The 15,463-nt window shown below is 71.0% G+C and carries 12 protein-coding genes and 1 pseudogene; 7 read left to right on the top strand and 6 right to left on the bottom strand.

Annotation, left to right across the window (positions count from 1 at the left end):
• Positions 1-110: 110 nt before the first annotated feature.
• Positions 111-1,352, bottom strand: a complete 1,242-nt coding sequence (locus AC3WRT_RS04650; RefSeq protein WP_492719651.1) for a carboxylate-amine ligase — start codon at positions 1,350-1,352, stop codon at positions 111-113.
• Positions 1,353-1,539: 187 nt separating this feature from the next.
• A complete protein-coding gene (locus AC3WRT_RS04655) occupies positions 1,540-2,235 on the bottom strand; it encodes a hypothetical protein (RefSeq protein ID WP_492719654.1) in 696 nt (231 codons plus the stop codon).
• A 274-nt stretch (positions 2,236-2,509) separates the two neighbouring features.
• On the opposite strand from AC3WRT_RS04655, the gene AC3WRT_RS04660 reads away from it, so the two are divergent.
• The 3 genes from AC3WRT_RS04660 to AC3WRT_RS04670 all read left to right on the top strand — a co-directional run bounded on the left by AC3WRT_RS04660 (position 2,510) and on the right by AC3WRT_RS04670 (position 6,871).
• Entirely contained in the window at positions 2,510-3,262 is a 753-nt protein-coding gene (locus AC3WRT_RS04660) for an ANTAR domain-containing protein (RefSeq protein ID WP_492719656.1), read from the top strand.
• A 439-nt stretch (positions 3,263-3,701) separates the two neighbouring features.
• Positions 3,702-4,154: a DUF6325 family protein gene (locus tag AC3WRT_RS04665; RefSeq protein ID WP_492719657.1), complete on the top strand. Its 453-nt coding sequence runs from the start codon at positions 3,702-3,704 to the stop codon at positions 4,152-4,154.
• A 320-nt stretch (positions 4,155-4,474) separates the two neighbouring features.
• Entirely contained in the window at positions 4,475-6,871 is a 2,397-nt protein-coding gene (locus AC3WRT_RS04670) for a lysylphosphatidylglycerol synthase domain-containing protein (protein ID WP_492719659.1), read from the top strand.
• 135 nt (positions 6,872-7,006) lie between these two features.
• Here AC3WRT_RS04670 and AC3WRT_RS04675 read toward each other — a convergent pair.
• Together AC3WRT_RS04675 and AC3WRT_RS04680 are read right to left on the bottom strand one after the other, a co-directional pair.
• Positions 7,007-7,879 (bottom strand): annotated as a pseudogene (locus AC3WRT_RS04675) (YihY/virulence factor BrkB family protein); the annotation flags it as partial.
• 13 nt (positions 7,880-7,892) lie between these two features.
• Entirely contained in the window at positions 7,893-8,600 is a 708-nt protein-coding gene (locus AC3WRT_RS04680) for a hypothetical protein (protein WP_492719661.1), read from the bottom strand.
• Positions 8,601-8,742: 142 nt separating this feature from the next.
• On the opposite strand from AC3WRT_RS04680, the gene AC3WRT_RS04685 reads away from it, so the two are divergent.
• The gene (locus tag AC3WRT_RS04685) at positions 8,743-9,588 is read left to right on the top strand and encodes a phytanoyl-CoA dioxygenase family protein (RefSeq protein ID WP_492719663.1); all 846 of its coding nucleotides are present in this window, start codon (positions 8,743-8,745) and stop codon (positions 9,586-9,588) included.
• Between the two features lie 69 nt (positions 9,589-9,657).
• Here AC3WRT_RS04685 and AC3WRT_RS04690 read toward each other — a convergent pair whose 3' ends face one another.
• A complete protein-coding gene (locus AC3WRT_RS04690) occupies positions 9,658-11,517 on the bottom strand; it encodes a glycoside hydrolase family 15 protein (protein ID WP_492719665.1) in 1,860 nt (619 codons plus the stop codon).
• Positions 11,518-11,815: 298 nt separating this feature from the next.
• Here AC3WRT_RS04690 and AC3WRT_RS04695 point away from each other — a divergent pair, with 298 nt between their 5' ends.
• Complete coding sequence (locus AC3WRT_RS04695) at positions 11,816-13,177, top strand: glucose-6-phosphate dehydrogenase (RefSeq protein WP_492719667.1); 1,362 nt, start codon at positions 11,816-11,818, stop codon at positions 13,175-13,177.
• A gap of 26 nt (positions 13,178-13,203) precedes the next feature.
• Here AC3WRT_RS04695 and AC3WRT_RS04700 read toward each other — a convergent pair whose 3' ends face one another.
• A complete protein-coding gene (locus AC3WRT_RS04700) occupies positions 13,204-13,659 on the bottom strand; it encodes a hypothetical protein (RefSeq protein WP_492719669.1) in 456 nt (151 codons plus the stop codon).
• Between the two features lie 161 nt (positions 13,660-13,820).
• Between AC3WRT_RS04700 and AC3WRT_RS04705 the strand changes: the two genes are divergently transcribed.
• Both AC3WRT_RS04705 and AC3WRT_RS04710 read left to right on the top strand, forming a co-directional pair.
• Positions 13,821-14,564, top strand: coding sequence for a response regulator transcription factor (locus AC3WRT_RS04705; RefSeq protein ID WP_492719671.1), 744 nt, complete (start codon positions 13,821-13,823; stop codon positions 14,562-14,564).
• A partial coding sequence (locus AC3WRT_RS04710) for a sensor histidine kinase (protein WP_492719673.1) occupies positions 14,564-15,463 on the top strand: 900 nt, incomplete at its 3' end. The genes AC3WRT_RS04705 and AC3WRT_RS04710, both read left to right, overlap by 1 nt.

The raw sequence follows: 15,463 nt of genomic DNA on the forward strand, positions 1-15,463 counted from the left end.
CCGCCCCCCCCCCCCCCCCCCCCCCCCCCCCCCCCCGGCCGCTCTCACGCATCAGGCTCGCGCAACCTTCCTCAACCCAGCGCTCAGCCCCCGCCGCTGCGGGCGGGGCTTCAGGTGGCGGGTTGTGCGATGAGGTTGAGGACCGCGGCCGCACCGCCGCGCTGCATCGCACGCCGCTGCCGGTCGGCGCCGGTGCCCTGACGAAGCACCGACCGGACGGCCTTCATCACGACCGCCCCCTCCGCGCCGAGCTGGCCGGCGGCCCGGTAGGCGACGTCGAGCAGGACGGCCGAGGCCGGAGCCATCTCGGGAGGGCGACCGAGGTCGCGGGGCGGCACGACGAGCTCACCAGAGAGTCCGTGGCGAGCGGCGTGCCACGAGGCCGCGTGCAGCAGGTCGGGCTGCGGCTGCGGGGTGGGTCGACCTGACTCGGTCGCGGCGAGCGCCTCCACGACGAGCCCGCGGACCACACCCGCGAAGGCGATGGCGGTGGGGATGTCGAGGGCGACGTCACCCAGCCGCACCTCGACGGTCGGGGTGTCCTCCCCCAGCCGTACCTGCCAGTAGAGCATCCCCGGGTCGTTGATGACCCCGGTCCGCAACAGCGCCGCGACATGCTGGTCGTATGCCGTGAGGCCGGCGAAGTGGGGCGGCGGACCTTCCACGGGCCAGCGTTGCGCGTGGACGGCCCGCCAGCTCGCGAAGCCGGAGTCGCGGCCCCGCCAGAGCGGCGAGTTGGCGGCGAGGGCGAGGAGCACGTGGAGGGTCGGCCTCAGGCGGTTCATCACCTGCACGCCGGCGTCCCGGCTCGGGACCTGGAGGCGGACGTGGGTGCCGTTGATGAGCTGTTCGTCGAGCAAGCCCGGCGCCAGGCGCCGCATGTCGGTGTAGCGGGCGCTCCGGGTCACTGGCTGGTGACCGGCTCCCATCGGAGCCGCCCCGACGGCGGCGAGGAGCAGCTCGTGCTCGGCGGCGGCCGAGGCGAGGTTGCGGCGGGCCTGGCGCAGGTGCAGGGCGAGCTCGCCCAGGGAGCTGCACGTCGGGGTCGCGGCCTCCACCTGCGAGCGCAACACGTCGGGGTGCGGTGTCGGATCCCCTTGTCGCACTTTGGATTTGGCCATGCTGACGACCTCGCGCGCCCGGGGAACGGGCAGCCCGGTGGTGCGGTCGAGCAGGAGGAACTCCTCCTGGACACCGAAGGGCGGGAGACCTGATGCCGCTCCGACCCGGTTGAGACCTGGCACGGACTTCGGTGTGGCACGGGCCTCGTCGACCCGCGTGGGCATCGGGACGGTGTCGGTCGTGGCGGTGATGGTGGCGATGGTGGGAGTCATCCGTCGGGCAGCGGACATGCCTGCTCTCCTTCGGTTGTCGAGGGAGAGCTCGAGGTCCTCCGCTCAGCGGGCGTCTGCTGCTTCAGCGCACAGTCGGCGCCTACCCGCTGTCACACCGACCAAACGGCAGGTCCAGAACTGCACGGCCGCGCCCATCGCTGCGCGGCGCTGCCGGGCGGGATGGTACCCAGAGGCCGTCAGGCCGTCAGCGTGCGGACACGTCCCGCGACGCACCGGTCGCGGCAGCGAGCCCGGCGTGGTCCACCCGCCGGTGGAAACGCATACCGGCGAGGCCGCCCAGGACGGCACCGACCAGGGCGATGACCACGGCGCCCACGAGAGCCACGATGCCTGCGGTGGTGAGCTGGCCCGAGTCGACGGGGATGCGCGGGAAGCTGTTGAGGTTGGAGAAGATGTCGTACTTGTTGCCCGCCACGGCTGCAGCGACGGCCACGAGGACGGCGATGACGATGGCCCACAGCCACACAGCGACGCCCTGCTTCGCCCCGTCGAAGCGCGCCATCCGTCCGGCCACGTAGCCACCGCAGAAGTACGCGACGAGCAGCACGACGGCGAGCGCGACGGCGCCCCACAGGCCGATCGTCTGCGGGTTCTGCGTGGCCTGGCTGCTCGCCTGGTCGACGGTTCCGGTCGCCACCCCGACAGCTGCACCCGTCGCGGCGAGCAGGGCGGTCAGCAGGACGGACATGCCGACCGCTGTCAGCCAGCCGAAGAAGGCCGCGCCGACCTTGACGCCGCCGTAGCGCTCCTTCTCTGCCTCCACCATGTCCCCGAGCACCACCCCGTCCCCACCGTGCGCGTACGCCGGGTCGACGAGCTGTGTCCGCTCTGCCTCGTGCGCCCCTGGGCGGCCCTGACCCTCGTCCCGGTGCGTGCTCATGATGCTTCCTCTCGCAGGAGTTGCGGGGCGGTGACGCCCGCCCCTTCCTCGGGTTACCCCCAATCACGCCATTCGTACCCGGGGACACCGACCGCGAGGCGGACCAGCAAGGAGCCGACAGGCTTGGACAACGAAGTGAGCATCGGCGGACGAAGAGCTAGATTCGGCGTAGGACGACGACTGTCGGGCCGATCTTGGGCGGGCCCACGCGGAGGTGTCACCCAGCGCGGCCTGCGAGCCCGAGGCCCGAGCTGAGGACACGCGTGGAGGCACGATGGAAGGTGCAGGTCCAGCATCCCGGAGGTCGCAACGGCACACCGCCGACCCGGGCCAGGACGGCCCCGCTGCGGAGCTGGCGCAGGACTTCGTCGGGCTGAACCAACACCTGCGTGCGGGCGGTGACCGTCCCTCGGCGCTGCAGCAGCTGGTCGAGCTCGCGGTCGTGGCGGTGCCCGGCTGCGACTGGGCAGGCATCACGACCTGGCCGAGCGGCCAGCTCCCGCGGAGCCTCGCCTGCTCCGCGAGCGTGGCGGTGGACGTCGACAACATCCAGCACCGGCTCCAGCAGGGACCGTGCATCGAGGCCGCCACCACCTTCAGCGTCGTGAGCGTCCCGGACCTGACCCAGGAGACTCGCTGGCCCGCTTTCACCGCCGCCACGCTGGCCGACACCCCGGTGCGGGCCGCCTTGTCCGTGCAGCTGGCCGACGCGCCCGACCACGTCGCGGTCAACATCTACAGCGGGCAGCCGAATGCGTTGCAGGGCTCCGTGGGGATCGCAGCCCTCTTCGCCGCCCACGCCCGCGTGCTGCTGCAGCACGCCGACCGCGCCGACAGCGCGGCCAACCTGACGCAGGCGCTCAGCTCGAGCCGGCAGATCGGCATGGCCATCGGCATCCTGATGAACGTCCACAAGATGCGCGAGGACGAGGCCTTCGACCTGCTGCGGAGCAGCAGCCAGCACCTCAACCGCAAGCTGCGCGACATCGCCGCCACGGTCACCGAGACCGGCGCGCTGCCGGAGTGACCCCGCCGCCGGGCCGGCGACGTCAGGCCGGTCCGCTGCTGCACGTGGCAGTCCCGGCCACCCCAGGAGCACATCGCGGCAGTCCCGGGCAGGCAGTTCGCGCGGCTCGGGGACGGCGAGGAGCCGCTCGGCCCGCCGCCCGCGGAGCAGCCGCCCGCCCCCGGCTGGGACCTCGTGTCGGCGGCCGCCTCCGTCGCGCGCACGCCCGCGGCACCGCTCCACGGACGGCGACCACGCGGCCGGTTCATCCCGTGCGGGTGAGGCCCTGCCCCCGCACGGCTCCTAGCGTGAATGGCGTGGCAGTCGGTCGCCGCCGGAGGTCCAGTCCGCTGGGCCCGGAAGCCTCCGCCATAGGACGGAACGGGGCCGACCAGACCCGCGCGGCTCCCGCCGGGACTCACGGATGCAGACCGGACGCACAGAACAAGGAGAAAATGACATGACAGTCAACATCGACGAGCTCGGTCCGGTGGACTGGCTCGTGGTGGAGTTCGACGGCAGCAAGCTCAACGGCGAGATCGCTCCGATCCTCAAGGACTACGCGGACCGCGACCTCATCCGGGTCCTGGACCTGCTCTTCCTCAAGAAGGACCTGGACGGGAGCTTCGAGGCGTTCGAGGCGGCCGACATGGAGGACTCGGAGATCGGCGAGCTGCGCTCCTACGAGACGGAGCTGGCCATGCTGCTCAGCGAGCAGGACGTCGCCGACCTGGTCGAGACGATCGAGCCGGGCAGCTCGGCTGCCGTACTCGTGTGGGAGAACCTGTGGGCCGCGCCCTTCGGCGCCGCCGTGCGGCACGCCGGCGGCCAGCTCGTGGCCAGCGGGCGCATCCCGATCCAGGCGATCATCGCCGCCATGGAGTCCGACGAGAAGGAAAAGGAAGGAGTCTGACATGCCACTCGCAGCCAGGCGCAGGAGGAGAACTGCGGCCGCCGTCGGCGGTGCCATTGTCGTCGCCCACGGGGTCAACCGTCGTCATGACCGTCGTGACGACCGGCGGGACGACCGCCGGGATCGCCGCTGACACCTGATCCGGGCGTGGGGCGGCCTGCTGCGGCGGGCCGCTCCACGTCGCATCTGCGCAGGTCATGCTGACCGGCACGCGCTGACCTCGGGAGCGGTCACGGCAGGGAGCGGCATTCGTCGTGGGCCTTGAGGTCCTACGTCCGCGGACCGGGTGACGGTCCTCGTTCCCGACTGGGGAGGGTGTGATGGGGCTGGCGACGAAAGTCGGTGGGAGACGAGTAGTTCGCGCGCGCGCAGCGCTGCACCACTCCCGCTACCTCGTTGCGGAGGACGACCAGCCCCGGGCCCGCCGGGCGAGCGACGCCACGACCATGGTGGCCGGCGCCGTGCTCATCGGCTGGGCCCTGGCGGCGCACGGGGAGTCGAGCGGCGGGGAGCCGACTGCATACGCCCCCTCCACCCTGCCGACCTGGGTGGTGTCCACACTCCAGCTCGTCAACACGGCGACGCTCGTCTACACGGTGGCGGTCGTCGTCGTCCTCGCGGTCTCCCGCCGGGGAGGGGCCCTGCGTGACGTCGTTGCCGCAGGTGCCCTAGCGGTGGTGGGCACCGTGGCGTGCATGGCAGCCTTCGGCCGGCTCTGGCCCACCCTCCTACCGGAGTACGCCACCGTCCCGGTGCCGCAGTTCCCCGTCCTCCGCGTCGCCACCGTCGCCGCCATGCTGCTCGCCGCGTCGCCGCACCTGGCCAGGCCGGTCCGGCAGCTGGGGTGGGTTCTCGTCGGCCTGACTGGCGTCGCGGCACCCGTGCTCGGATTCGGTGCTCCCAGTGGGTCGGTCGCGGCCCTCGGCATCGGGATGGTCAGTGCGGGTGCCATCCTGCTCGCCTTCGGCTCACCCCAGGGCTACCCGGCCGTGGCGTCCGTGGCGGAGGCCATGACCGAGCTCGGTCTCCCGCTGACCGACCTGCGGGTGGACCCGGACCAGGCGTGGGGCGTGCGCCGGATGGTGGGCACGTCGAGCGACGGCGAAACGGTGGAGATCAAGGCCTTCGGCCGCGACGCCACCGACTCCCAGCTCGCAGCGCGGGCGTGGCGACTGCTCGTCTACCGGGGAGAGAACGCCAGCCTGACCTTCTCGAGGCTGCAGGCTGCGGAACACGAGGCGCTGGTGACCCTCCTCGCACGACGGGCCGGGGTGGCGGTGCCCGAGGTGCTCGCGGCCGCAAGCACCTCGGGCGAGGTGGCGATTCTCGCCATCCAACGCCGCGGCGTCCGGCTGGACACCGTCGCACCGGACGCGGTGACGGACCCCCAGCTCATCGAGCTGTGGCACGACCTGGCGCGGCTTCACGACGCCGGCATCAGCCACGGCGCGCTCGATCTCAGCACCGTCCGCAAGGCGGAGGACGGGCTCGTCATGGGTGACTTCGCCGCCGGTTCCCTGCATCCCCACGACCGCGAGAGGCGTCTGGACACCGCCCGTCTGCTGTTCGGACTGGCTCGGCTCGTGGGCGCGGACCGGGCAGTCACGACGGCTCGTACGGCGCTCGGCGACGAACGGCTGGGAGCGGCGCTCCCGTACGTCCAGGCACCAGCGCTCTCGTCACGCGAGCGGCGGCGCACCACGGCTGGCGAGCTCGAGCAGCTGCGGTCCCGCGTCGTGCAGGAGACCGGGATCCCCGTTCCCCAGCCGGTCAAGCTGCGGCGGGTGAATGCGCGGGACCTCCTGATGATTGCCGTCCTCCTCCTGTTCGCGGGAGCCATGGTTCCCGTGCTGGCTGGTGTCGACTACGCCCGGCTCTGGTCAGAGCTGGAAAGCGCCATCTGGTGGGTGCTGGTGTGTGCCCTGGCCCTGGGGCAGGGCGTCTTCCTCCCACAGGCGGCCTCCATGATGTTCTCGGTCGGGCGGTCGCTTCCCCTGCGACCTGCGACGATCCTCCAGAGCGCCGTCGCGTTCATCTCGTTCGCCGTCCCTGGTGTGACCGGCCGGGTGACGATGACTGCGGCGTTCCTCCACAAGTACGGCGTGGCGCCGGTCGTCGCCGTGGCCCAGGCCGGCATCGACGGGCTGTCGGGCTTCATCGCGCAGCTGGCGATCCTCCTCGTCGGGTCCTCGACCGGCACGCTGTCCTTCCACCGTTCGGCCAACCCGGGAGGGGAGGTCGACTGGCTGGTGGTGCTGGCCGTGCTGGTGACCGTCTGCCTGATCGTCCTGGTCGCGTTCTGGAGGGTGAGGCGGCTCCGGGAGCGAGTGGTACCGGTGCTGAGGTCCGCGTGGTCCGCCCTCGCCCAGCTCGTGCGGTCACCGTCTCGCGCCATCGGCCTCTTCGGGACCCAGCTGCTGATCCAGCTGACCTGGGGTCTGATCCTCTGGGCGGCGCTCTACGCCGTCGGCTCCCCGATCAGCCTGGTCTCGTGCACGGTCGTGGTCGTGGTCACCGCGTTGGTCCAGGGGATCGTGCCCATCCCCGGCGGCGTCGGCGTGTCCGAGGCGGTGATGGTGGGGCTGCTCGTGCCCCTCGGGGTCGCCGCCGACGTGGCGTTGGCGGCCACGGTCGTCTGGCGCGTCGCGACGTTCTACCTCCCCGCGGCGGAGGGCTTCTTCGCCTCCAGGTGGCTCGAGCGGCGGGGATACCTGTGAGCTCACGGGGACGGTCGGCTCGAACGTCACGTCGATGCGCTGCCCGGCGAGACGCTCCTGCTCGCCGGCCAGCAACGAGAGGGCGCGGTGGTCGGCGGGCGCCGGTCGCGCGAGGTCGAGGGCTCTGGGCCAGAGCCGGTGGCGACGCACCGTCGCCGCCTCGGCGGAGTAGAGCAGCGCCTGGCTGACGAGGTAGAGCAGCGCGAAGCTGCCGACCACGGTGGCGAAGCTGCCGTAGACCAGCCCCGCCCTCGAGACCAGTCCGCTCAACAGGCTGGCGCCGGCCGAGAGGACGATCGTGACGGCAAGGGATCCCCCGGCAGCAGCCAGCCAGGTGCCACGCCACGACACCCGTCTGGCGACGAGCACCTTGGCTGCGGTGATGAGCACGAGGAACACCACCACGGCCGTCGAGACGGTTGCCGACACCCATTGCAGCTGGCCCAGGTCGGGAAGCACGGCTGTCGCGACGGTCAGTGCGGCCACGAGGACACCGGCCGTCAGCAGCACGACCAGCATCAGCAGGACGCGGGCGTACCTGGAGAAGAACCCGAACCGTTCCCGCACGGGCACCCCCGCCAGATGGTTGAGCGTCTCGTAGGACGAGACCACCACGCCAGTTCCCGCGAACAGCAGTCCGAGCACGCCGATGACCAGCGGCAGCCCGGAGGACGGCATCAGCGACAGCGACGTGTTCACCGTCTCCTGGAGGGAAGGGGGTACCAGCGCCTCGACCATGTCCGCGCGCAGCTTCGGGTGGTCGACGAGCACCGTCGTGAGGACCGACACCGCGACGAGCAGGAGCGGGAAGATGCTGAGGAAGCCGTAGTAGGTGATCAGCGCTGCGTGACGCCCGCCGGCGTCCTCGCCGTACTTCTTGAGCACTGCCCAGGGGAACCCGAGTACGCGGTGGCGTCGTTGCAGCAGGTCCGCCCACGCCAGCAGCCGCGCCGGGTATGCCTGCATCCGGCTCGGGTGGGGACCGTTGCCTCTGTGCTCTGCGGGCATCGGCAGGCGGGCACTACGCCGGTGCCGGTGTGGGCCGTAGGGACGAGACGAGGATGTGCAGGCTCAGGAGCAGGACCCAGAGCGGGAAGAGCAGCACCGTCCACTCCGTCCGTGGGGGTGAGAGCAGCAGCACCACGGCGACGACGTAACCCAGGACCACCAGCCAGCGCGGGACGATGCGGGTTCGCCGGCCCAGCGTCGTGACGACCATCGTGAAGACGGCGGCCATGCGGATGCCGAAGGTCGTCAGCAGTGCCGTGCTCACGGCTCCGACCTCGCGGACGTACTCCGGCGAGACGCTGTCGGCGCCGTCATAGAGGGTCAGCAACGCCCCGACGTTCGAAGCCGCGGCGAAGAGCATGGCGACGAAGAGCAGGCCCGAGCCGAGGAAGGCCGTCGCGAACAGCTTGTCCTCCTGGTGCCCGAGACGGGAGCGGATGACGCCGATGAACCACAGGAAGGCGATGCCGGCATACGGGGTCAGCGTCAGTGCCAGCGCCACCTTCTGGCGACGTGACGCATCGGTGATCCACAGCGACCGGTTGCCGGTGCCCGGTAGGGCCAGGTGCACGAGGACCACAACCGTTGCGAGGAGCAACGCAAAGGCGATCCCGGCAATGGCCGCCGCCCTCGGTGTCCGCAGCTCCTCGAGGATCGCCGCCGGTCGGTCGAGGTCGACGCGCGACTCGGTCCGGCCACCCTCTTTCGGATGCGTGCTCATCCTTCAGTTCTAACCCGGGTGCGTGCGCGCGGCCTCCCCCTATGCGGAGGAGACTCGCGGGCTCCGCCAGCGTCACGCCGGCCACCTGCGACGGGCCGGGCGGATCTGGCAACGCCGGTCGCGTTGGGCGTACCGTCGAGCGATGACGGGAATTACAACGGATGAGAAGCAGGGCGGCGACGCTCAGTTCGACGTCGAGGAGATCCGTCAGGCGCTCCACACCGACGGCATCGTCGCGCGCCGGGGCGCGTTCTCGGTCGACTGGGTCGAGCGCCTGCGCGAGGACATCGAGGTGGCCTTCGAGCAGGCCCGCTCCCGCGAGCGCGGCGCCGTCGGGCGGGGACCGAACCGGTGGTACGTCGAGATCCACCCGGAGGACCTGCGCGGTTTCGTCGACCTCGTCGACCACGCGTGGGTGCGGACAGTGTGCGAGACGATGCTGGGTCCGGACTACGAGATCGTGGAGGTCGGGTTCGACATCCCCTTCCCCGGCGCGAAGGTGCAGCCGTGGCACCGGGACTTCCCGAGCCCGCCGGAGACGAAGGACGAGCACCGCCTGACCTCCCTGGCGTTCAACCTCACGACGGTCGACACGACCGACGAGATGGGACCCTTCGAGATCGCTCCGGGCACGCAGTGGGAGCCGGGGGACGACTTCGACCACGAACAGTTCCCGTCGCAGTCGGAGTACCCCCGCTACGAGGCCTTGGCCGAGCGCAAGTACCCCCAGAGGGGCGACATCTCGGCCCGCTCCGCCCTGACCGTCCACCGCGGCACGCCGAACCGCTCGACCCGGTCGCGGCCGGTGCTCGTCCTCGGGGTGGCTGCACCGGGAGCCGGCCACGATGTGCGGCACGACCTGGCCGTGACGAAGGACTACTACGAGCGCCTGCCCGCGAGGGTGCGCAAGCACCTGGTCTGCCCGCTGGTCGACGAGCTGCAGCCGATCGTGCAGAAGCACGACATCGAGGGCCTCGTCATGGGCTGAGGGACGCCAAGCAACACGAGGCTCGAGGTTCAGGCGAGGACTGCGGCACTGTGCCCGTGGCTTCCACCCTCAGCCACCGCCGTGCGGACGTTTCGGTCCTTCCCGGTCGAGCGCGGCATCGAGGCTGATCGCTGCATCGATGAGGGCGAGGTGCGTGAACGCCTGGGGGAAGTTTCCGAGCTGCTCGCCGGTGAGGCCGATCTCCTCGGCGAAGAGTCCGAGGTGGTTGGCGTAGGTCAGCATCTTCTCGAAGACCAGCCGGGCCTCGTCCAGCCTTCCCGCGCTCGCCAGTGCATCGACGTAGGCGAAGGTGCACAGCGAGAAGGTCCCCTCCGAGCCGCGCAAGCCGTCAGGTGAGGCGCCCGGGTCGTACCGGTAGACGAGGCTGTCGGTGACGAGCTCCTCCCGCATGGCGTCGAGCGTCGAGGACCACATCGGGTCGTACGGAGAGATGAACCCGACCCGCGCCATCCGCAGCAAGGAGGAGTCGAGCACCCGGTCGTCGTAGTGCTGGACGAACGCCTGCCGCTCGCTGTTCCAGCCGCGCTCCATGAGCTGGTCGTAGATCCGGTCGCGCTCGGCGGTCCACCGCTCCACCGGCGCCGGGCGGCCGCGCTCGGCGGCCAGTCGAAGCCCACGGTCGAGGGCCACCCAGCTCATCAGACGCCCGTACGTGAAGCTCTTCCGACCGCCGCGGGTCTCCCAGATGCCCTCCTCGGGCTGGTCCCAGTTGTCGCACAGCCAGTCCAGCATGTCCCGGATCGCCAGCCACCCACGGTGGCCCATCTGGAGACCGTGCTGGTCGGCGAGGTGGACGCTGTCGATCGCCTCGCCGTAGATGTCCAGCTGCAGCTGCCCGGCCGCGCCGTTGCCCACTCGGGTCGGGTAGGAGCCCCGGTAGCCCTCCCAGTGCTCGAGCACCTCCTCCTTGAGGTCGGAGGAGCCGTCCACGCGGTACATGATGTTCAGCGGTCCGGTGTCGCTGCCGTGCCGTTCGGCGACGCGGTCGCGCAGCCACCCGCCGAGCGCAGCCGCCTCCTCACGGAAACCCATGCCGAGCAGGGCGTACACCGAGAACGAGGCATCCCGCACCCACGTGTAGCGATAGTCCCAGTTGCGCTCGCCGCCGACCTGCTCCGGCAGGCCCATCGTGGGTGCGGCCACGATGCCCCCGGTGGGGGCGTACGTCATCAGCTTCAGCGTGATGGCCGACCGCTCCAGCGCCTCGCGCCATCGGCCGGTGTACGTCGACTGTGCCAGCCACGACTTCCAGAACTCGGCCGTGGCGTCGAACATCCGCTCCACCTCAGCCGGCGAGACCCTGCGGGGAGGTCCGGCCGACCCGGTCTCCAGGATCGCGCCGCGGACCTGCCCGGCCCGTAGCGTCATGGTCGCCGCCAGGTCGTTGTCGTTCTCCGTCACGGAGGCGAGCTGCTCCTCCCCCTCCTCGCGGACGACGTGCAGCACCATCTGGGTGTCGCTGCCGGTGAAGACGGCGCCGTTCTCGGTCATCGTCATCTCGTGCGAGGCCCGGCCGTAGTCGAAGCGGGGCGAGACCTCCAGCTCGAAGGACATCTGCCCGCGTACGCACCGCACCATCCGCACCAGCAGGTGCCGGCCTCTGGCCTCGGTGCCGGCGACGGGCATGAAGTCCGACACCTCACCGACTCCGTCCTCCGTCATGAAGCGGGTGATCAGGATGGCCGTCTCGGGGAAGTAGAGCTGGGTCGTGGCGAAGCTCGAGCCGTGCGGGCGGATCCGGAAGCGGCCGCCGTGCTCGCGGTCCAGCAGAGCGCCGAAGATGCTCGGCGAGTCGAACCGCGGCGCGCAGAACCAGTCGACCGAGCCGTCAGACGCCACGAGCGCGGACGTCTGGAGGTCCCCGATGAGGCCGTGGTCGGCGATGAGCGGGTACTCGGAGTCAGGCATGGCGGACCCTTCTTTCGACGCCCCCTGTCGCAGCACGACAGCCCCGGGACCTGCGCCTCGGGCACCCGCGCGTCGTCATCGTGCCCCCCGAGGCGCGGTGGCGGCCTCACCCGCGCAGGATGAAAGCGGCCATGAGCTCCGCCTGAACCTCGTCATCCTGCCCGGGTGATGCACCGAGGCGGACGCTCCACGTAGACAGGGAAGCCGGGCGTGACACGCCGGTCAGACGGCACGCACCGATGTCGCCCCGCCGGCACGACAAGAGCTCCGTCCCCCAACCCGAGAAGGGCGACATCCCATGATCGAGCGAATGGTCCTGCTCGGAGCCTCCGGTGACCTGACGAGCCGCCTGCTGATGCCCGCTGTCGCCCAGCTGGCCGAAGCAGGGCTCCTCCCCCCGTCGTTCACGATCCTGGGATCAGCCAACACGGAGTGGTCCACGGAGGACTTCCGCGAGCACATCGCCGCGGAGCTGGACAAGCACGCTGCCCTGTCGCCGGCCACCCGCGACGCCGTCTCCGGCATGCTCACCTACCAGACGGCGGACGTCACCCGCGCCGAGGACGTCCGCCGGCTGATCGGCCGCGAGCACCCGAACACGCTGGTCTACCTCGCACTGCCTCCGAGCCTGCTCCAGCTCTTGCTGCCGGCTCTGGCCGGGGCCGGGCTGCGGACCTCCGACGCCGTGGCGATCGAGAAGCCCTTCGGGACGGACCTGGCGTCGGCGAAGCACCTGAACGAGGTGCTCCACCTCCAGCTACCTGAGCCGACGATCTTCCGGATCGACCACTTCCTGTCCAACGAGCTGGTGAGGCGCGTGGTCGCCCTGCGGTTCCTCAACCGCGTGTTCGAGCCGGTCTGGAACGCGACCGAGGTGGAGCGGGTCGACATCAGCTGGCTGGAGAGCCTGACCCTGGAAGGTCGCGCGTCCTACTACGACGGCGCCGGCGCGATGAAGGACATGATCCAGAACCACCTGATGGAGGCCATGGCGCTCGTGCTCATGGAACAGCCGGCCCGGGTCGACGCCGACTCCTTCAGGTCGGTGCGGGTGGAGGCCCTGCGCGCCGTGGCGACGCCGGCGGCAACCTCCATGCGACAGAACACCATTCGCGCCCGCTACACAGCTGGCACCATCGGGACCCGTCAGGTCCCGTCGTACGTCGACGAGCCCGGGGTGCAGCCCAGCCGCAACACCGAGACCTACGCGTCGTTGACGGTCGAGGTGAACAACCCGCGGTGGGCCGGGGTCCCGTTCACCCTGCGTTCGGGCAAGGCGCTCGCCGCCGACTCGGCGGAGATCGCGATCCACTTCCGGCCCCTGCCGAAGTACCTGTTGGACCGGTGGCCCGGCATCGAGCCGAACGTGCTGCGCATCGGGCTCACCGACCCGTACGTACGGCTCGCCACGATCCTCAACGGCCCGGAGGAGACCGCCGAGAGCCGTCAGCTCCACACGCGCTCCCAACCGCCGCGCTTCACGGCATACGCCCACCTGATCGAGGAGATGCTGAGGAACGACCCCATGCTGTTCATCAGGAGCGACGAGGCCGAGGAGGCCTGGCGCATCATCGACCCGGTCATGGCAGCGTGGCGGTCAGGCGACGTCCCGATGCGCGAGTACGCGGCAGGATCGGAAGCGCCCACCCCCGCGGAGTAGTCCTTCCCCCGCAGCGCCGTCTGCAGTCAGCCGTTGGCAGGCACCTTGTTGAGCGTGCAGACGAAGTACTTGACGATGCCGTCGTCGACCAGCGCGCCGGTGGCCAGGGCAGCGTTGATCTCGTCCGCCGAGTCGAGCACACCGTTGCCGTCGAGGTCACCGGCTGCGAGTGCCTCGGCATAGCCACCTGGGGTCGAGACCTTGTGCACCTGCCAGCGGCCCCCGTTGAAGCCGGGGTCGCCCGGCGCGGCCGTCGCCACACTCGGCTGCGCGCCGAAGAAGTTGTAGATCGTGTCCCAGCTCTGCGCCGGCGCCCCGGTGCCCGAGAGGTCCGTCGGAGTCGCGACCGTGCGGTAGAGCACATGGTTCACGTAGATCGCCGGGCCGGAGACGCCCGCCGCCTGTGCCGTCGCTCCCAGCCCCAGCACGGCTCCGGCCGTGGTTGCGATGACAGCAGCGGTGCGGAATGCCTTGAAGTTCATCAGTTTTCCTCACTTCCCGGCCCACCCCGGTGGTGGCCTGTACTGAGTCAACCGACCCCTGCGGCCCGATGCCATGGCGCTCGGATTGCCGGCTCCTTACGAGGTCGTGACGTACCCACGAGCAGCGCCGCCGGGCCCGTGCGCGGTCCTATCCTCGGACCATGAGCAGCGCCCTCGTCGTCGACGACGATCCCACCGTGGGCGACGTCGTGGGTGCCTACCTCGAGCGGGCCGGCTTCGAGGTGCACCGCGCTACGGACGGCGCCTCCGCGCTCGACCTCGCGGCCGCCGCAACCCCCGACGTTGTGGTGCTGGATCTCATGCTGCCCGGGATCGGCGGGTTGGAGGTATGCCGCAGGCTGCGCCGTGACCACCCGCGGGTCCCCGTGGTGATGCTGACCGCGCTGGGCGAGGAGGAGGACAGGATCCTCGGCTTGGAGGTCGGTGCCGACGACTACGTGACCAAGCCGTTCAGCCCGAGGGAGCTGGTGCTGCGCGTGCAGGCGATCCTGCGCAGGGCCGATGCACCGGGCACCGAGGCCGTGACCGACGCCGGGAGCCACGGAGTAGGGGCGAGTTCCAAGGCGCCGCGGGTGACCGTCGACGGGGACCTCGTGCTCGACCACCGCGCGCATGTCGTGAGGCGAAACGGCACCGAACTCGCCCTGACCGCAAGGGAGTTCGCGTTGCTCGACTGGCTCCTCACGCATCCCGGCGAGGTGCACCGCCGCGACGACCTGATGCGCGCGGTGTGGGGCTGGGACTTCGGTGACGAGTCGACGGTGACCGTCCACGTGCATCGGCTCCGCGAGAAGGTCGAGGCCGAGCCGTCAGCGCCGAGCCGGCTCGTCACGGTGTTCGGAGTGGGCTACCGCTGGGACGCCCGGCCACCGGACAGGGCCTGATGCCCACCCAGGTGTCCGCGGTGGGCCTTTCCGCGGCGGTCACACTGGTGGTCGGCTTGCTCGGCCTCCTCGTCGTGGTGGCGCTCTCTCGCCGCTCGGTGGGGCGGGCCGCGGTCGCCGCCCCGGTCGTCGTCGTCATCGCCGTCGCCGCCGGCGTCTACGCGAGCGCGCGTGCCATGTTCCTCCAGCCCGCGGACTCCGCGACGGTGCTGCTCGTCCTCCTGGCCGCAGTGCCCGTGGCCGCAGTACTCGGCGGCCTCGTCGCACGGCGGGTCATCGAGGCCGACCGAGCCGCGACAGCGGACCGGATGGCTCGCGGGCTGGAGGCGCGGGCCGAAGCCGACCGGCGGGAACTCATCGCCTGGGTGTCGCACGACCTGCGCACGCCGCTGGCCGGCATCTGGGCGATCAGCGAGGCCGTGGAAGACGGGGTGGCGACCGATGTACCCATCGCCATGCGGCAGGTCCGGGACTCGGTTCGCCAGATGGGTGAGCTCATCGACACCCTCTTGGCACTCTCCCGGCTGCAGGCCGCCGAGCCCGCCCTGCAGAAGACCGAAGGCGACGTGGGGGACCTCGTGTCCGAAACGGTGGCCGCGCTGCTGCCCCTCGCCGATGCCGAAGGCGTCCGGCTCACCGGTTCCGCCGGGCCGAAGGTGCTCGCCAGTGTGGCACCTAGCGAGGTGCGCCGAGCGGTCGCCAACCTCGTGGTCAACGGCATACGGCATACGCCGCCCGGAGGGGAGGTGACGACGATCGTGACCCGTGACGCCGACCGGGTCGTCGTGGCCGTCCAGGACCAGTGCGGCGGCATCCCCGACGACGTCATAGGAAGGGTCTTCGAGACCGGCTACCGGGGAACCGCGGCACGCAGCCCGGGGGGCGGCCGGGGGTCGGGG

This window comes from Terrabacter sp. FW104-15G4B, assembly GCF_058790095.1.